The organism is Serratia sp. A07, assembly GCF_058725505.1.
Genome location: NZ_JBZXDO010000004.1, coordinates 172,932 through 191,146 on the forward strand (window position 1 = coordinate 172,932; position 18,215 = coordinate 191,146).

An 18,215-nucleotide genomic window follows, 5' to 3' on the forward strand; every position below is an offset into this window, starting at 1 on the left:
TTCCTCTGATGCGCATCAACCCAATGAGGTATTGTTAGGCTCTATGATAATTATTCATCTACCGCCAGCGACGGAGCCCTATGCAGCAGACTAACGCCACAGACATGCCGGAACCGCACCGGCAACAGCGTGAAATAACCCGCCTGTGCATTCAATGCGCGCTGCTGCTGTTGCAGCACGGCGCTGAGAGCACGGTGGTGGAACAGCTGTCGACCCGCCTGGGGCTGGCGCTGGGGATGGACAGCGTGGAAAGCTCGATCTCCGCCAATGCGGTGGTGTTGACCACCCTCAGCCACGGCGCCTGTCTGACCACCACCCGCAAGAACGTCGATCGCGGCATCAATATGCAGGTGGTGACCGAAGTGCAGCATATCGTGATCCTCGCCGAGCACCACCTGGCGGATGCGCACGACGTGGCGCGCCGTTTTGACCGGATCCGGCCGTTGCGCTACCCGCGCTGGCTGGTGGTGCTGATGGTGGGGTTGTCCTGCGGGTGCTTCAGCATGCTCAACGGTGGTGGCGCTGACGCCTTCCTGGTGACCTTTATCGCCAGTGGCACGGCGATGCTGGTGCGCCAAATTCTCACCGCCCGCCATATGAATCCGCTGATCAATTTTTGCCTGACGGCGTTTGTTGCGACGTCGATCTCCGGGCTGCTGCTGCGCCTGCCGGCGTTTAAGGACACCTCGAGCGTGGCGATGGCCGCCAGCGTGCTGTTGCTGGTGCCGGGCTTCCCGCTGATCAACGCGGTGGCCGATATGTTCAAGGGGCACGTCAATACCGGGCTGGCGCGCTGGGCGATGGCCAGCCTGCTGACGCTGGCGACCTGCATCGGGGTGGTGATGGCGATGTCGCTGTGGGATCTGCGGGGGTGGTCATGAGTCTGTTGTGGGCCTTGTTGCAGGAGATGTTGTTGGCGGCGGTGCCGGCGCTGGGCTTCGCCATGGTGTTCAACGTGCCGCTGCGCGCGCTGCGTTATTGCGCGTTGCTTGGGGCCATCGGGCGCGGTTCGCGCATGCTGATGATGCACGGCGGCATGAACATCGAGTGGGCCTCGCTGCTGGCGGCGATCCTGATCGGTATCATCGGTATCTACTGGTCGCGCTGGCTGCTGGCGCACCCGAAGGTGTTCACCGTGGCGGCGGTGATCCCGATGTTCCCCGGCATTTCCGCCTATACCGCGATGATAACTGTGGTAGAGATCTCACATTTGGGCTACAGCGAAGCCTTGATGGAGACCATGATCACCAACTTCCTCAAGGCCAGTTTCATCGTCGGCGCGTTGTCGATCGGCCTGTCGCTGCCGGGCCTGTGGCTGTACCGCAAACGCCCCGGCGTGTGAAATTTCCCGGCGGGAGATCGTTGGTTATTAGATATGCTGATAAGAGCTATCTTATATATTCATCTTGCTTGATTAGCCTATCGACGGCACTCAGGCCTTTACGTATAGTGTCACCAATTTTGCTGCCTACACAGGGTTAAACAATGATTATCAGCCTGATCGCTGCCTTGGCGGCGGATCGCGTTATTGGCATGGAAAACGCCATGCCGTGGCACCTGCCGGCGGACCTTGCGTGGTTTAAACGCAACACGTTGAATAAGCCGGTTATTATGGGCCGCAAGACCTTCGAGTCCATCGGCCGCCCGCTGCCGGGCCGCCACAATATCGTTTTGAGCAGCCGTCCGGGCAGCGAAGCCGGGGTGACCTGGGTGACCTCGATGGATGAAGCGCTGGCCGCCGCCGGCGACGTGGAAGAAGTGATGGTGATCGGCGGTGGGCGTATCTATACCCAGCTGCTGCCGCGCGCCGATCGCCTGTACCTGACGCACATCGACGCCGAGGTCGGCGGCGATACCCACTTCCCGGATTACGAGCCGGACGAGTGGGAAACCACGTTCAGCGAGTTCCACGACGCCGACGATCTGAACTCGCACAGCTACTGCTTCGAGATCCTGCAGCGCCGTTGATTTCAGCGCGTTAGCCAACTCTCCCCGGGGGCGCAAGCAATTGCGCCCCCGGCCTTTTTGCGCCCGTCGTCCGTAACCTTTCCGTCACATTACCTGATTAGTATGAAGCCCAACTCCGAGCGCCCCGGCAACTCTGGTGAATCTTGACCGCGGCGCCATAACTAAAAAGGTAACCACGCTATGACCAAGCAAATTGAGCAATTAGACGCCGACCGCCTGATCGATCCCACTCGCCGCAAACTGCTGCTCGGCAGCGCCGGCGCCGTCGGCCTGGCCGGCTTTCTCGGCGGCGGCATCTGGTCGGTCTCCGCCGAGGCGTTGGCCGAGGATCTGCCGCCGAACAAACTGCTGGGCTTTCAGGGCATCGCCGCCTCTACCGCCGACGAGGTGACCATCGCACCGGGCTACCGTGCGGAGGTGCTGATCTCCTGGGGGGAGCCGCTGGTGGATGGCGCACCGGCTTTCGATCCGCAGGGCAACAACAGCGCCGCCGATCAGGAAAAACAGTTCGGCGACAATAACGACGGCATGAGTTTCTTCCCGATCGACGATCGCCACGGCGTGATGGCCATCAATAACGAATACGTCAACGAGCAATACCTGTTCGCCCACGGCGGCACCAAGGCCACCAGCCTGGAAGAGGTGCGTAAATCCCAGGCGGCGCACGGTGTTTCCATCGTGGCGGTAAAGCGCGTCGGCGACGGCCAGCGTTGGGAAGTGGAGCGCCCGTCGCGCTATAACCGCCGCATCACCGCCAACACCGACATGCAGTTCAGCGGCCCGGCCGCCGGGCATCCGCTGCTGCAGACCGCCGCCGATCCGAGCGGACGCAAGGTGCTGGGCACCTTCGGCAACTGCGCCAACGGCAAGACGCCGTGGGGCACTTACCTGACCTGCGAAGAAAACTTCGATACCTACTTCGGCACCCGTCAGGCCGATTACCCAACCACGCCGGAACAGAAGCGCTATACGCTGAAGGTCAGCGAGCCGGAGCGTAACTGGCCGGACTATGACGAGCGCTTCGACGTGGCGAAGAACCCCAACGAATTCAACCGCCACGGCTGGATCGTGGAGATCGATCCGCTGAATCCGACTTCGACGCCCATCAAGCACACCGCGCTGGGCCGCTTCAAGCATGAAAATGCGGCGGTGACCGTGGCCAAAGATGGCCGCCTGGTGGTGTACATGGGGGACGACGAGCGCGGCGAACATATCTATAAGTACGTTTCCAAAGGCGTGGTCGACGCCGCCAATCCGGCCAACAATCGCACGCTGCTGGATGAGGGAACGCTGTACGTGGCGCAGTTCGACGGTGACGACGCCGGCACGCCGCTGAAGGGCAAAGGGCGCTGGATTGCGCTCGAGTTCGGCAAGAATGGCCTGACGCCGGAGAACGGCTTCCGCGATGAGGCCGAAGTGCTGATCTTCGCCCGCAAGGCGGCACAGCAGGTCGGCGCCACCAAGATGGATCGCCCGGAGTGGATCGCGGTGAACCCGCATGACGGCCGCGCTTATTGCACGCTGACCAACAACAGTAAGCGCGGTGAGGAAGGGATGCCGCTGAACGCCGCCAACCCGCGGCCGAACAATATCTATGGCCAGATCATTCGCTGGGACGAAGGCGGTGACGCCACCGCCGGCACCTTTGCCTGGGACATGTATGCGCTGTGTGGCAACCCGATTGCCCACCCGGAAGGCGTCAACCGCGGCACGCCGAACATCACGGCGGACAACACGTTCAACAGCCCGGACGGGCTGGGCTTCGATCGCGCCGGCCGCCTGTGGATCCTCACCGACGGCAAGTACAGCAACAAGGGGGATTACGTCGGGCAGGGCAACAACCAGATGCTGGTGGGCGATCCGGTCAGCGGCGAAATTCGCCGTTTCATGGTGGGGCCGAAGTCCTGCGAACTGACCGGCATCACCTTCACTCCGGACTACAAGACGATGTTCGTCAACGTGCAGCATCCGGGAGAAGAGGGCGATTCGCACTTCCCGAACAACAGCCCGCGCCCGCGTTCATCGGTATTGATGATCACGCGTGAAGATGGCGGGGTGATTGGGGCGTAAGGCAGTAAAGAGAACCAAGGCGGCCTGGGGCCGCCTTTATGTTTTCAGGACGCGGCCAGTCTGCCGGCGTGGTCAGGCGCCTCGCCACGGTTGGCGGGCTGCGTGAAGTAACGGCGGTCTTCCCAGCGCAGCATCGTCAGATCGCCGCCCCAGCAGCAGCCGGTGTCCAGCCCGATCACGCCTTCCGGCGTGCCCTTGCCTTCCAGCGAGGCCCAGTGACCGAAGACGATGGTGTATTCCGGATCCACCAGGCGCGGCAGCTCGAACCACGGCTTCAGCGGCGCCGGCGCGGTGCCCGGCGCATCTTTGCAGATCATGTCGAGCTGGCCGTTGGGGAAGCAGTAGCGCATGCGCGTGAGCGCATTGGTGCTGAAACGCAGGCGCGCCAGGCCGCTCAGTTCCGGCGCCCAGTTGTTCGGCATGTCGCCGTACATGGCGTCGAGAAACAGCGGGTAGCTGTCGCTGCTCAAGACCGCTTCCACTTCGCGCGCGCACATTTTCGCGGTGTCGATATCCCACTGCGGGGTGATGCCGGCGTGCGCCATCACCAGCTTTTGCTCATCGTCCACCTGCAGCACCGGTTGGCGGCGCAGCCAGTTGATCAGCTCGTCGGCGTCCGGCGCTTCCAGCAGCGGGGTGATGCGATCTTTGGGTTTGTTGCGGCTGATGCCAGCGTAGACCGCCAGCAGGTGCAGATCGTGGTTGCCCAGCACCATGCGCACCGCCGGGCCGAGCGAGCGCACGAAGCGCAGCACGTCCAGCGAGGCGGGGCCGCGCGCCACCAGATCGCCGGTCAGCCACAGCCGATCGCGCTCGGGATCGAAAGCAGCCTGAGCCAGCAGCGACTTCAGTTCATCGTAACAGCCGTGAACGTCGCCGATAAGGTATGTCGACATAATTAATGGATCAGCGTTGGAATGGCTAAGCGAAACACGGGAATAGCGGTGCGGAACGGTTGACCCTGATGGTCCACCATTTCGTAATGGCCTTCCATGGTGCCCAGCGGCGTTTCCAGAATCGCGCCGCTGGTATACTGAAACTCTCCGCCGGGCGGAATGACAGGCTGTTCGCCGATCACGCCTTCGCCCTGAACTTCGGTTTGGCGGCCGTTGCTGTTGGTGATCAGCCAGTAACGGCCCAGCAGTTGCACGTCGGTCCGCCCCAGATTGCGGATAGTGATGGTATAGGCGAAGACGTAACGCTCTTCTTCAGGGATCGACTGTGATTCCACATAGATGCTCTGAACCTGAATACACACGCGGGGCGAATCAATCATGACAACAACTCCTTATTGCTGCGGCGTCGGATTGGCTGACAGCCAGTTCGCCAGCTTGCAGTACTGCGCCACAGAAATATTTTCTGCTCTGAGCGAAGGATCGACGCCCAGCTCCGTCAGCTGCTCCGGCGTGAACAGGTCGCCCAGGCTATTGCGGATGGTTTTCCGCCGCTGGTTGAACGCCTGCGTGGTGATGCGGCTCAGCATGCGCACGTCGCCCACCGGGTTCGGCAGCACGCTGTGCGGCACCAGGCGCACCACGGCGGAATCGACCTTCGGCGGCGGCGCGAACGCGGTCGGCGGCACTTCCAGCACCGGAATGACGTTGCAGTAGTACTGCGCCATCACGGTCAAACGCCCGTAGGCCTTGCTGTTCGGGCCGGCCACCAGACGGTTGACCACCTCTTTTTGCAACATAAAGTGCATGTCGCGGATTGCCTGAGTATAGCTGAAAAGGTGGAACATCAGCGGCGTCGAAATATTGTACGGCAGGTTACCAAATACGCGCAGCGGTTGGCCAGCTTCCTCGGCCAGTTCGGCGAAATTCACCGTCATGGCGTCCTGCTGGTGGATGGTCAGCTTGTCTTTCAGCCGCGGGTGGTTCTCCAGCCGGGTGGCCAGATCGCGGTCCAGTTCGATCACCGTCATGCGGTCCATGCGTGCGCCGACCGGCTCGGTCAGGGCGCCGAGGCCGGGGCCGATCTCGACCACCGCTTCGCCCGGCTGCGGGTGAATGGCGGAGACAATGCTATCGATGACAAACTGATCGGTTAAAAAGTTTTGTCCAAAGCGTTTGCGGGCAAAGTGCCCTTGGTGGACTCTGTTATTCATTACAATTAATTATCATTTTAATGGCGAGATTCAGGGCCGTTTGGAAACTGCCGACATCGGCGGTGCCGGTGCCGGCCAGTTCCAGAGCGGTACCGTGGTCGACCGAGGTGCGTATGAAAGGCAAACCGAGGGTGATATTCACCGCGCGGCCGAACCCTTGGTATTTTAGCACCGGCAGCCCCTGATCGTGATACATCGCCAGCACCGCATCGGCATCTTGCAGATATTTGGGCTGGAACAGGGTGTCCGCCGGCAGCGGGCCGACAAGATGGATGCCCTCAGCGCGCAGCACGTCGAGCGCCGGGATGATGGTGTCTATCTCTTCGTGCCCCATATGGCCGCCTTCCCCGGCGTGGGGATTCAGACCGCAAACGTAAATGTGCGGCCGGGCGATGCCAAATTTGGTTTTCAGATCGTGGTCGAGGATGCGGATGACTTCGAACAGGCTCTGTTGCGTGATGGCGCCCGGCACCGCCAGCAGCGGCAGGTGGGTGGTCGCCAGCGCCACGCGCAGCTCTTCGGTCGCGAGCATCATCACCACGCGATCGCAGCGGCTGCGATCGGCAAAGAATTCGGTATGGCCGATAAACGGCACGCCGGCGTCGTTGATCACGCCCTTGTTCACCGGGCCGGTGATCAGCGCAGCGAATTCGCCGTTCAGGCAGCCGTCGCAGGCGCGCGCCAGGGTTTCCACCACGTAGGCGCTGTTGCCGACGTTCAGCTCCCCGGCGGTGACCGGGTGAGCGAGCGGGACCGGCAGCACGGTCAGCGTGCCGGCGCGTTGTGCTTCGGCCGGTTGCTGCGGCTGGTAGTCGCGCAGCGTCAGCGGCAGGCCCAAAAGTTGGGCGCGTTCAAGCAGCAGGGCAGGATCGGCGCACACCACCAGCTCAACAGGCCAATACTGTTGCGCCAGCGCTGCCACCAAATCCGGCCCTACCCCGGCGGGTTCGCCGGGGGTAATGACGACGCGTTTATTGCTGTGCATCGCTGCCATCGAGGATCTTCACGTAAGCCTGGGCGCGCTGTTCCTGCATCCAGGTCTGTGCTTCTTCGGCGAACTTGCGGTTGAACAGCATGCGGTAAGCGCGATCTTTTTGCGCGGCGTCGGTCTTATCCACCTGGCGGGTATCCAGCAGCTGGATCAGGTGCCAACCGAAGGAGGAGTGGACCGGCGCGCTGATTTCACCCTTGCTCAGCTTCAGCAATGCATCGCGGAAGGCCGGATCGTAGATGTCCGGGGAAGCCCAGCCCAGATCGCCGCCCTGCATGGCGGAACCCGGATCCTGCGACAGCTGTTTGGCTTCGTCGGCAAACTTGGCGCGGCCGCTCTTGATCGCTTCCGCAACGGATTGCAGCTTGGCGCGCGCCTGATCGTCGGTCAGCACCACCGAAGGTTTCAGCAGGATGTGACGGGCGTGCACTTCGGTAACCGACACCGACTGGCTCGCGCCGCGGATGTCGTTCACTTTCAGGATGTGGAAGCCGACGCCGGAGCGGATTGGGCCGACGACGTCGCCTTTCTTGGCGCTCACCAGACGTTCCGCGAACAGGGTCGGGATCTCTTGCAGCTTGCCCCAGCCCATGTTGCCGCCTTTCAGCGCCTGAGAGTCGGCGGAGTAAGTGATCGCCAGCTTGCCGAAGTCGGCGCCGCTGTTGATCTCGCCCACCAGGCGTTTGGCCAGCTCTTCGGCTTTGTCGACCTGCTGCTGAGACGGGTTCTCCGGCAGCGGGATCAGGATGTGGCTGATGTTCATTTCGGTGTCGCTGCCGTTCTGCGCGCCCACCTGTTTGGCCAGCGAGTCCACTTCCTGCGGCAGGATGGTGACGCGGCGGCGCACTTCGTTGTTACGCACTTCGGAGATCAGCATCTCTTTGCGGATCTGCGAACGGTAGGTGTTGTAGTTCAACCCTTCGTACGACAGGCGGCTGCGCAGCTGATCGACGCTCATCTTGTTTTGTGCGGCGATATTGGCGATCGCTTTATCCAGATCGGCGTCGGACACGGTGATGCCCATTTTCTTGGCCATCTGCAGCTGGATGTTATCCATGATCAGGCGTTCGATGATCTGATGGCGCAGCGTCTTGTCGTCCGGCAGCTGTTGGCCGGCCTGCTGGGCGTTGAGCTTCACTGACTGCAACAGACCGTTGACGTCGCTTTCGAGTACCACGCCGTTATCCACGACGGCGGCGACTTTATCCACTTCTTGGGGTGCTGCGAACGCGGCATTGGCGCAAACCACCAATCCGAGAATAAGCGTTCTCCAGTTCTTCATACATTTCCCATTATGTAATCCGCAAATGCGGGTGAAAGTTCTCGTTTTCAAAGTGTTGCAAAGCGTCAGAATGCGCGCTGATACGGCAGAATGCCGGAGCGCAGCATTTCTGCGGAGCCGAGACTATGATCGCTGCTCAGGCCGCGCAGTTCGACGTTGAACGAAACTCTGTTGTCGTAAACGCTGGTATTGTTGCTGTTGTTCCAGTCGGTGATCTTGCGCTCATAGCCCAGGGTCACTGCCCAGCAGCAGGTGTTGTACTTCAGCCCCACCAGCTGATCGGCGGATTGTTTGGCGCGGGTGTCGTAATAATACGCCCCGACCACCGCCCAACGATCGGCGATCGGCCAGCTGCCGGTGATGCCCACCTGCGAGATGCCGTCCTGGAAGGCCGGAACCGTTTTGGTGTTCAACGCCGTCTGGATATATTCCGGCGTGGCGTAACGGTAGTTCAGCTGCACCACGCGCTCGGCATCCTGGCGGTATTCCACCACGCCGTTGCCCAGCGAGACGCTGTTCAGGCGGGTGTCGTACTGCAGGCCGCCGCGCAGGCCCCAACGATCGTCGATTTTCCAATAGGTATCGCCGGCCCAGGCCACGCTGCCGGTATCGTCGTTGTTGTCGTACCCGGTTACCTGGTCGCCGGTGCGCGAACGGCTGAAGTAGTAGATTTGACCCACGGAAGCGTTAAAACGTTCAACCAGCGCGTCATCATAAATGCGGGTGGTCAAACCGGTGGAAACGCGGTTCTGCGAAGCGATGCGATCCAGGCCGCTGTAGGTGCGGTCGCGGAACAGGCCGGAGTAGTCGGTCTGCAGCAGCGTGGTGTCGTAGGTGTAGATGTTGCTCTGGTCGCGGTACGGCACGTACAGGTACTGCACGCGCGGCTCCAGCGTCTGGGTGGCGCCTTCGGCCCAGATCATCGGTCGTTCGAATACCAGCTTGCCGTCAACCTTGAACTGCGGCAGTACGCGGTTGACCGAGTCATCAAGTTCCGGTGCAGCGACGCCTTTACGGCTCTGGTAGTTGGCGGCGAAACCGTCAGGAATATCCTGCTGGTAATGGGTCGCCATCACCTTGGCTTCGGTGTTCAGGCTGGCCCAGCCGTTGGTCAACGGCAGGTTGAGCGTCGGCTCCATATGCAGACGGGTGGCGTCCGGGCTGTATGGGTTGACGCTGGTGAACTTGGCCGCCTGACCGTAGATATGGAAGTCGAACGGGCCGAGGTCGTTCTTGTAGTAGTTCAGATCCAGCTGTGGCTGGACTTTATACGAGTCCGACTGTGAACGATCGGTGTCGTCGTAAATCTGGAACTGTTTGGAGCTCAGCGTGGCGTTCCAGTTCTCGTTGGCATAGCCGAGGCTGAATTTCTGCGTGGCGTAGCCGTCAGTGGTGGAGCCGTACTTGGAGTCCAGGTCGGTGAAGTATTTAGAGTCGCTGACCTTGGTATAGTCGACGTTGAAGCGCCACACCTGATCCATGACGCCGTTGTGGTTCCAGTAGAACAACCAGCGTTTGTTGTCGTCATGATCTTTGCCGTATTCCTTGTCGTCCGGCAGCCAGTCGAACTCCATCAGGCCGAGGCCCGGCTGCACCAGATAACGGAACTCGGTCTGCCACTGCAGGCCGCGCTTGGACATATAGTGCGGCGTGATGGTGGCGTCGTAGTTCGGCGCGATGTTCCAGTAGTACGGCAACATGAACTCGAAGCCGTTGTTGCTGCCGTACTTGGCGTTCGGGATCAGGAAGCCGGAACGGCGCTTGTCGCCGACCGGCAGCTGCAGGTACGGGCTGTAGAACACCGGCACGCCGCCGATGCGGAAGCGGGCGTTCCACACTTCCGCCACCTGTTCTTCGCGATCGTGGATCACTTCGGAGCCGACCACGCTCCAGCTGTCGTCGCCCGGCAGACAGGAGGTAAAGGTGCCGTTTTCCAGAATGGTGTAACGGTTGGCGCCGCGCATCTTCATCTTGTCGGCGTCGCCGCGCCCCTGACGGCCTACCATCTGGTAGTCGCCTTCATAGACGTCGGTATCTTTGGTGTTTAGGTTCGACCAGGCCTTCGGGCCTTTCAGTTTGATCTGATTGTCGCTGTAGTGCACGTCGCCGGTGGCGGTGACGGTACGCACCGGCTCCGTCTGGCCGGGTTTTTCCGTCTGGTTCAGCTCAACTTCTTTGGCGGTCAGGGTGCTGTTGCCCTGCTCGACGCGCACGTTGCCGCTGAACAGGGCGCTTTTCGGGTAGTCGGCGCGCGAGTCATCGGCATTGATCGTCACCGGTTGGCTGTTCGGATCGCCGCTGACCAAAGGCTTGTCGTAAACGGGAACGCCAAGCATGCATTGCTCGGCCAGATCAGCCAGCGCATGCTGACTGTAGAGTGCCGTCCAAATCATCGTGGCCAGCAGTGTTGGGAAACTTTTTTTCATACGCGGTTTTGGTGTTCCGTCATCAGAGGCGTCATGTCCGGCAAACGGTCAGAGACTATATTACTCATCTGCGTTGCGCTAGTGCTAAATCCAGCCGTTTACTTGCGTCGTCGTTAGGCGCAAAGATAAATGACAGGTATGATAATCCAAATTCTAGGAAAAATCGCCTGCACCCTTTCCTGAAGCGAAGGGGAGTGGGCGGCTTTCGGCATGATAATTGAGGAGTATATGCAGTATTGGGGAAAACTGCTCGGCGTCATCGTCGCCATCTGGTCTGGCGCGGGATTCTGGGGTGTAGTTCTGGGGCTGATTATCGGTCATATGATCGATACGGCGCGCAGCAACAAGCGCAGCCGGGGGTTCTTCACCGACCAGCAAACGCGGCAAACGCTGTTTTTCCGCACCACTTTTCAGGTGATGGGCCACCTGACCAAATCCAAAGGACGCGTTACCGAGGCGGATATCCAGATCGCCAGCCTGTTCATGGATCGCCTGCAGCTGCATGGCGAAGCGCGCACCGCGGCGCAGCAGGCGTTCCGCGAGGGCAAACAGAGTCAGTTCCCGCTGCGTGAGACGCTGCAGCAGTTCCGCAGCATCTGTTTTGGCCGCTTCGATTTGATTCGGATGTTTCTGGAAATTCAGATTCAGGCGGCGTTCGCCGACGGCTCGCTGCACCCGAACGAACGCCAGGTGCTGTACGTCATCGCCGAGGAGCTGGGTATTTCACGCGCGCAGTTCGACCAGTTCCTCAGCATGATGGAAGGTGGGCGCCAGTTCGGCGGCGGTCAGCAGGGCGGGTATTCGCAGGGCGGCTATCAGCAGGCTCAGCGCGGCCCGACGCTCGACGACGCGTGCAAGGTGCTCGGCGTGCGCAGCAGCGACGATGCCGCCACCATCAAACGCGCCTACCGCAAACTGATGAGCGAACACCATCCGGATAAGCTGGTGGCGAAAGGCTTGCCGCCGCAGATGATGGAAATGGCCAAGCAGAAAGCGCAGGAGATTCAGGCGGCGTACGACCTGATCAAACGTGAGAAAGGCTTTAAATAAGCGATGTAAGCGGGCCCGGTATGCTGGGCCCGTTGGGTTTTAGCCTTAGAAATCCGGCTCGGCGCGAAAGTGCATCGGCGTCTGGAAGGCGGGGTGGGTGATGCGCAGCTCTTGCGCATGCAGTTGCAGCCGCGGCGCCATCGCCTTGGCCTCCGGCGGGGCGTAGAAACCGTCGCCGAGGATCGGATGCCCCAGCGCCAGCATGTGCACCCGCAGCTGGTGCGAGCGGCCGGTGATCGGCGTTAGCTTCACGCGGGTGCTGCCGTCGGCGTCGCGCGACAGCACCCGATATTCCGTTTGCGCCGCTTTGCCGGTGTCAAAACACACTTTCTGCAGCGGCCGGTTCGGCCAATCGCAGATCAGCGGCAAGTCCACCAACCCTTCGTCATGCTCCATATGCCCCCAAACGCGGGCGATATAGGATTTCTTCGGTTCGCGTTCGCGAAACTGACGCTTCAGCTCACGCTCGGCGGCCTTGTTGAGCGCCACCACGATCACCCCGCTGGTGGCCATGTCCAGCCGGTGCACCGATTCGGCGGCCGGATGAGCGGCCTGAATACGGGTCATCAGGCTGTCTTTGTTTTCCGGCGCGCGGCCGGGCACCGACAGCAAGCCGCTGGGCTTGTTGACCACCATGATGTGTTCATCCTGATAAAGGATGTGCAGCGGGTCCTGCGGGGGATTGTAGGGTTCCATCTTGGCTCCGCGATAAGGGCCGAACGGGGAGGCGGTTGCCTCCCCGCGTCGCGCCGGTTACTGGTGGGTGACCACCACCAGACGAATGGCGTCCAGGCGCCAGCCGGCTTCATTGAGGTTGGCCAGCACCTGACGGCGGTTGAACTCCAGCGCTTCGACTTCGTCGTCGCGGATGTTCGGGTTGACCGCCTTCAGCGCTTCCAGACGCGCCAGCTCGGCGCTCAGCTTGTCGTCCGCCTCTTGCTTCGCCTGTTCGATAAGCGTGCGCGCCTGCGCTTCCACCAGGCTTTCCGCCTGCTGCAGCATGGCGTGCACGTCTTGCTGCACGGCGTTGACCAGCTTGCTGGAGGTGTGGCGGTTGACCGCGTTCAGCTGGCGGTTGAAGCTTTCGAACTCGACCTGCGCCGCCAGGTTGGTGCCCTTGCGGTCCATCAGCATGCGGATCGGCGTCGGCGGCAGGAAGCGGGTCAGCTGCAGGTGCTTCGGCGCCTGGGCTTCTACCACGTAAACCAGCTCAACCAGCAGGGTGCCGACCGGCAACGCTTTGTTTTTCAACAGGGACACTGCGCAGCTGCCGGTGTCGCCGGACAGGATCAGATCCAGGCCGTTGCGGATGATCGGATGCTCCCAGCTGACGAACTGCGCGTCTTCGCGCGACAGCGCCCGATCGCGGTCGAAGGTGACGGTGCAGCCGTCCTGCGGCAGGCCCGGGAAGTCCGGCACCAGCATATGATCGGACGGCGTCAGCACGATCAGGTTGTCGCTGCGGTCTTCCTGATTGATGCCGACGATGTCGAACAGGTTGAGCGCGAAGCCCACCAGATTGACGTCGTTATCCTGCTCGGCGATGGCGGCGGCCAGCGCCTGGGCTTTGTCGCCGCCGTTGGAGTGCATCTCCAGCAGGCGGTCGCGGCCCTGTTCCAGCTGCGCTTTCAACTGATCGTGCTGCTGGCGGCAGGCGTGGATGAATTCGTCGAAGCCTTCCTGCTCGGTCGGCGCGGCCAGATAGCCGATCAACTGCTCGTAGCAGCTGTCGTAGATGGTGCGGCCGGTCGGGCAGGTGTGTTCGAAGGCGTCCAGCCCCTCGTGGAACCAGCGGCCCAGCACCGCCTGCGCGGTGTGCTCCAGGTAAGGCACCATGATTTGGATATCGTGCATCTGGCCGATACGGTCCAGACGGCCGATACGCTGCTCCAGCAGATCCGGGTTGAACGGCAGATCGAACATCACCAGCTGGCTGGCGAACTGGAAGTTGCGGCCTTCGGAGCCGATCTCGGAACACAGCAGCACCTGTGCGCCTTCCTCTTCGGAAGCGAAGTAGGCGGCGGCGCGGTCGCGCTCGATGATCGACAACCCTTCGTGGAACACCGCGGCGCGGATCGCCTCACGCTCGCGCAGTACCTGCTCCAGCTGCAGCGCGGTGTCGGCCTTGGCGCAGATCACCAGCACTTTTTCGTTGCGGTTGGCCAGCAGGTAGTCCAGCAGCCACTCGACGCGCGGGTCGAAGTTCCACCAGGTAGCGTTTTCGCCTTCGAATTCCTGGTAGATCTGCTCTGGGTACAGCATGTCGCGCGCGCGCGCTTCGACGGACTTCTTGGCGCCCATGATGCCGGAGACTTTGATCGCGGTCTGATACTGGGTCGGTAACGGCAGCTTGATCTGGTGCAGGTTGCGGTGCGGGAAGCCCTTCACGCCGTTACGGGTGTTGCGGAACAGCACGCGGCTGGTGCCGTGGCGATCCATCAGCATGGTGACCAGTTCCTGGCGCGCCTGCTCGGCGTTGTCGCCCTCGCTGTTGGCGGCTTTGAGCAGCGGTTCGATGTCCTGCTCATCGATCAGCTCACCCAGCAGGTTCAATTTGTCGTCGGCCAGGCGCTCACCGCTCAGCAGCAGGGTGACGGCGTCGGCCACCGGGCGGTATTTCTGCTGCTCGGCGACGAACTCGCCGTAGTCGTGGAAACGGTTTGGATCGAGCAGGCGCAGGCGCGCGAAGTGGCTCTGTTGGCCCAGCTGCTCCGGGGTGGCGGTCAGCAGCAGCACGCCGGGGATATGCTCGGCCAGCTGTTCGATCACCTGATATTCGCGGCTCGGCGCTTCTTCGCTCCAGGCCAGGTGGTGCGCTTCGTCGACCACCAGCAGATCCCACTGGGCGTCTGCCAGCTCTTCCAGGCGCTGCTTGTTGCGGCGCACGAAGTCCAGCGAGCAGATCACCAGCTGTTCGGTTTCGAACGGGTTGCTGCTGTCGAGCTTGGCTTCGGCGTAGCGGCTGTCGTCGAACAGCGAGAAGTAGAGGTTGAAGCGGCGCATCATCTCCACCAGCCACTGGTGCTGCAGCGTTTCCGGCACCACGATCAGCACGCGCTCGGCGCGGCCCGCCAGCAGCTGCTGGTGGATGATCATGCCGGCTTCGATGGTTTTTCCGAGGCCGACTTCGTCCGCCAGCAGGACGCGCGGCGCATGGCGCTGGCCGACTTCATGGGCGATGTGCAACTGGTGCGGGATCAGGCTGGCGCGCATGCCGCGCAGGCCGGCGAACGGCAGGCGATACTGCTCGCTCTGGTATTTGCGCGCGCGGAAACGCAGCGCGAAACGATCCATGCGGTCGATTTGGCCGGCGAACAGACGATCCTGCGGTTTGCTGAAGGTCAGCTTGCTGTCCAGCAGGACTTCGCGCATCGCCACGCCGCTTTCCTGGGTGTCCTGGCGGGTGCCGATATAGGTCAACAGACCGTTTTCCTCTTTCACCTCTTCCACCTGCAGCTGCCATCCCTCGTGGCTGCTGACGGTATCGCCCGGGTTGAACATCACGCGGGTGATCGGCGAATCGTTTCTGGCATAGAGGCGGTTTTCACCGGTGGCGGGGAAAAGCAGGGTAATCATGCGCGCGTCCAGCGCCACGACGGTGCCCAGTCCTAATTCGCTTTCCGTGTCGCTGATCCAGCGTTGACCAAGAGTAAAAGGCATATATTGTCGGCTCGATTCTTTGTAAGTAAGTCTTGTTACCGGGCGGGAAGGGCCGCGGCACCTGTACTGAACGTCTGCTAATCCCGGTTTGTTTTAAATTTGACGGGCAATAGCCGTTCACGCCATGCAGACGTCGCGAGACGGCAGGGCTAAGCGTGGTTCAGTTTTGGGAAGGGCGCTATGGTAATGGAAGGCGGCGCGTTCGTCACCTGCAAAACCGGATGATTTTTCTTAACCTGGCGCAATCTCAAAACAGCCCCATCTGCCCGGTGACCAGCGTGGTGAAATCGTCGTGCAAGAAAGGGAGTATAGCGTCTGCCACCGGTTGCAGCTGACGTTCGAGGTAATGCTGATAGTCGATGGGCGAATGGCGAGTTTCCAGCGGTTCCGGCCCGGCGACGGTCATCACGTAGCTGATCCAGCCGCCGTTCTGATACTGCAGCGGCCGCCCCTGGCTGCGGTTGTAGTCGTCGGCGATGCGCGCGGCGCGGGCGTGCGGCGGTACGTTGCGCTGATAGTCGTCGAGCTTTCTGCGCAGGCGTTTGCGGTACACCAGCTGCTCGTCGAAGTCGCCGTTCAGGGTTTTGCCGACGTAGTCGCGCACATAGTCCTGGTAGGGTTGCCGTTTGAAGATGCGTTGATAGAGCTGCTGCTGGAACTGCTGCGCCAGCGGCGTCCAGTCGGTGCGCACCGTTTCCAGGCCTTTGTACACCATCTCTTCCTGACCGTCGGCACGCGCGATCAGGCCGGCGTAGCGCTTCTTGCTGCCCTGTTCGGCTCCGCGAATGGTCGGCATCAGGAAGCGGGAATAGTGGGTTTCGAACTCCAGCTCCAGCGCGTTCTCCAGCCCGAACTGCTGCTGCAGATGCTGCTGCCACCAGGCGTTGACCCGCTGCACCAGCGCCCGGCCGATCTGCGCCGCCTGCTGCTCGTCATGCGGCTGTTTCAGCCAGACGAAGGTGGAGTCGGTATCGCCGTAAATCACCTGATAGCCTTCGGCTTCGATCAGCTCGCGGGTTTGGCGCATGATCTCGTGGCCGCGCAGGGTGATCGACGACGCCAGCCGCGGATCGAAGAAGCGGCAGCCGCTCGATCCCAGCACGCCGTACAGCGCGTTCATGATGATCTTCAACGCCTGCGACAGGGGCTTATTGTGTTGGCGCTTGGCGGCCTCGCGCCCCTGCCAGATCTGTTCGACGATCGCCGGCAGGCAGTGTTTGCTGCGCGAGAAGCGGGCGTTGCGAAAGCCGGGCACCGAGTCGGCGTCGCTTGGGTGGCGCATGCCTTCCACCAACCCGACCGGATCGATCAGGAAGGTGCGGATGATCGACGGGTACAGGCTTTTATAGTCCAGCACCAGCACCGAATCGTACAGGCCGGGCTGGGAGTCCATCACGAAGCCGCCGGGGCTGTGTTCCTCCGGCTGTTCGCCGAGGTTGGGGGCGACAAAGCCCAGGCGATGCATGCGCGGCATATAGAGGTGGCTGAAGGCCGCCACCGATCCGCCGCTGCGATCGGCCGCCAGCCCGGTGACGGTGGCACGTTCCAGCAGGAAGTTGAGCAGATCGGCCTTGGCGAAGATGCGCGTCACCAGCTCGCAGTCCTTCAGGTTGTAGCGGGCCAGCGCCGGCTTGTCTTCGGCGAAGCGTCGGTCGATCTCCGCCATGCGCTGATAAGGGTTGTCGATCGCTTTGCCTTCGCCCAGCAGTTCCTGCGAAACGTATTCCAGGCTGAAGGAGGGGAAGTTCCAGGTGGCGGATTTCAGCGCCTCAATGCCGTCGATGATCAGGCGGCCGGCGGCGGCGGCGAAAAAGTGGTTCTGCTTGAAGCCGTGCTCACGCCACTCCAGCAAGTTGCCGCCACGGCCCAGCCGCAGCGGGATCTGGTAGCGTTCGGCGTGCTTTTGCAGCACCCGCAGATCGAACTGCACCAGGTTCCAGCCGATGATGGCGTCAGGATCGTGGCGCTCCAGCCACGCGTTCAACCGTTCCAGCAGCTGGGGGCGGCTGACGCAGTATTCCAGATCGAAATCCAGCGGCGCATCGCCGCCGTTGGCCGGCCCCAGCATGTAGACCTGCCGCTGGCCGCAGCCTTCCAGCGCGATGGAGTAAAGTTCGCCGTGGGCGGTGGTTTCGATATCCAGCGACACCAGCCTGAGCGTCGGGCGGTAGTCCGGCGCCGGCTTCATCTGGCCGCTGAGCAACGGCCCGCCGCCGTTGCCCTGGCCGCTGAACCACACCGGCGCGGTGATGAAGCGTTCCATCAGGTAGCGCTCGGGCGGGCGAATGTCGGCCTCGTAGAGCGTAACGCCGCCTTCCCGCAGCAGCTTTTCCAGTTTGATGAGCTGACGGTGCTGGCGGCAGTACAGCCCCAGCATCGGGCGGTGATGAAAATCCGTCAGCGCCAGCGGTTTCAGTTCGACTTGCCGTTCTTCGCGCAGCAGCAGTTCCGCGCGCTGCCTGTGTTCCGCGGGGATAAACGCCACCGAGGTTTGCGGCGGCAAGCGCAGTTGACGCGGGCCCGCGTCGGTCGCCAGCCAAAATTCGACCTCGGTGCCGGCGGGCGTGTCGCGCCAGTGGCGAGTGAGCAGGAAACCCTGTTGCAGTGCTGTCATAACCCCTTCGTCTTCCGTCGGGCGGCGTGCGCGACATTCAGCGAGAT

At 61.8% G+C, this 18,215-nt stretch carries 14 protein-coding genes; 5 read left to right on the forward strand and 9 right to left on the reverse strand.

Going from position 1 to position 18,215, the window contains the following annotated elements; genetic code table 11:
* The first annotated feature begins 80 nt into the window (after nt 1-80).
* From AC4PR2_RS06240 to AC4PR2_RS06255, 4 genes are all read left to right on the forward strand, one after another.
* Nucleotides 81-881, forward strand: a complete 801-nt coding sequence (locus tag AC4PR2_RS06240) for a threonine/serine exporter family protein (RefSeq protein ID WP_060426347.1) — start codon at nt 81-83, stop codon at nt 879-881.
* Entirely contained in the window at nt 878-1,342 is a 465-nt protein-coding gene (locus AC4PR2_RS06245; protein ID WP_033637072.1) for a threonine/serine exporter, read from the forward strand. Before AC4PR2_RS06240 ends, AC4PR2_RS06245 begins: the two co-directional genes overlap by 4 nt.
* Nucleotides 1,343-1,485: 143 nt before the next feature.
* Nucleotides 1,486-1,968: a type 3 dihydrofolate reductase gene (gene folA / locus AC4PR2_RS06250; RefSeq protein ID WP_038873402.1), complete on the forward strand. Its 483-nt coding sequence runs from the start codon at nt 1,486-1,488 to the stop codon at nt 1,966-1,968.
* A gap of 180 nt (nt 1,969-2,148) precedes the next feature.
* Nucleotides 2,149-4,038: a PhoX family protein gene (locus AC4PR2_RS06255; protein ID WP_100396041.1), complete on the forward strand. Its 1,890-nt coding sequence runs from the start codon at nt 2,149-2,151 to the stop codon at nt 4,036-4,038.
* A 44-nt stretch (nt 4,039-4,082) separates the two neighbouring features.
* On the opposite strand, the gene apaH is transcribed toward AC4PR2_RS06255, so the two are convergent.
* The 6 genes from apaH to lptD form a co-directional block, all read right to left on the reverse strand.
* Nucleotides 4,083-4,934, reverse strand: a complete 852-nt coding sequence (apaH, locus tag AC4PR2_RS06260) for a bis(5'-nucleosyl)-tetraphosphatase (symmetrical) ApaH (protein ID WP_070915014.1) — start codon at nt 4,932-4,934, stop codon at nt 4,083-4,085.
* Nucleotides 4,935-4,936: 2 nt separating this feature from the next.
* Nucleotides 4,937-5,314 (reverse strand): Co2+/Mg2+ efflux protein ApaG, encoded by a 378-nt coding sequence (gene apaG / locus AC4PR2_RS06265; RefSeq protein ID WP_016929119.1) that lies wholly within the window; start codon nt 5,312-5,314, stop codon nt 4,937-4,939.
* 12 nt (nt 5,315-5,326) lie between these two features.
* On the reverse strand, nt 5,327-6,145 hold the full coding sequence (gene rsmA / locus AC4PR2_RS06270) for a 16S rRNA (adenine(1518)-N(6)/adenine(1519)-N(6))-dimethyltransferase RsmA (RefSeq protein ID WP_060422426.1): 819 nt from the start codon (nt 6,143-6,145) through the stop codon (nt 5,327-5,329).
* A complete protein-coding gene (gene pdxA / locus AC4PR2_RS06275) occupies nt 6,138-7,130 on the reverse strand; it encodes a 4-hydroxythreonine-4-phosphate dehydrogenase PdxA (RefSeq protein WP_443014460.1) in 993 nt (330 codons plus the stop codon). Before pdxA ends, rsmA begins: the two co-directional genes overlap by 8 nt.
* Complete coding sequence (surA, locus tag AC4PR2_RS06280) at nt 7,117-8,418, reverse strand: peptidylprolyl isomerase SurA (RefSeq protein ID WP_048232625.1); 1,302 nt, start codon at nt 8,416-8,418, stop codon at nt 7,117-7,119. Before surA ends, pdxA begins: the two co-directional genes overlap by 14 nt.
* 65 nt (nt 8,419-8,483) lie before the next feature.
* Nucleotides 8,484-10,844, reverse strand: coding sequence for an LPS assembly protein LptD (lptD, locus tag AC4PR2_RS06285; protein ID WP_060422429.1), 2,361 nt, complete (start codon nt 10,842-10,844; stop codon nt 8,484-8,486).
* Nucleotides 10,845-11,072: 228 nt separating this feature from the next.
* Between lptD and djlA the strand changes: the two genes are divergently transcribed.
* Nucleotides 11,073-11,894, forward strand: a complete 822-nt coding sequence (gene djlA, locus AC4PR2_RS06290) for a co-chaperone DjlA (protein ID WP_015376627.1) — start codon at nt 11,073-11,075, stop codon at nt 11,892-11,894.
* 45 nt (nt 11,895-11,939) lie between these two features.
* On the opposite strand, the gene rluA is transcribed toward djlA, so the two are convergent.
* The 3 genes from rluA to AC4PR2_RS06305 form a co-directional block, all read right to left on the reverse strand.
* Nucleotides 11,940-12,590, reverse strand: a complete 651-nt coding sequence (gene rluA, locus AC4PR2_RS06295; protein ID WP_197802375.1) for a bifunctional tRNA pseudouridine(32) synthase/23S rRNA pseudouridine(746) synthase RluA — start codon at nt 12,588-12,590, stop codon at nt 11,940-11,942.
* Between the two features lie 57 nt (nt 12,591-12,647).
* Nucleotides 12,648-15,554 (reverse strand): RNA polymerase-associated protein RapA, encoded by a 2,907-nt coding sequence (rapA, locus tag AC4PR2_RS06300; RefSeq protein WP_443014456.1) that lies wholly within the window; start codon nt 15,552-15,554, stop codon nt 12,648-12,650.
* A gap of 247 nt (nt 15,555-15,801) precedes the next feature.
* Nucleotides 15,802-18,168 (reverse strand): DNA polymerase II, encoded by a 2,367-nt coding sequence (locus AC4PR2_RS06305; RefSeq protein WP_337046785.1) that lies wholly within the window; start codon nt 18,166-18,168, stop codon nt 15,802-15,804.
* Between the last annotated feature and the right edge of the window lie 47 nt (nt 18,169-18,215).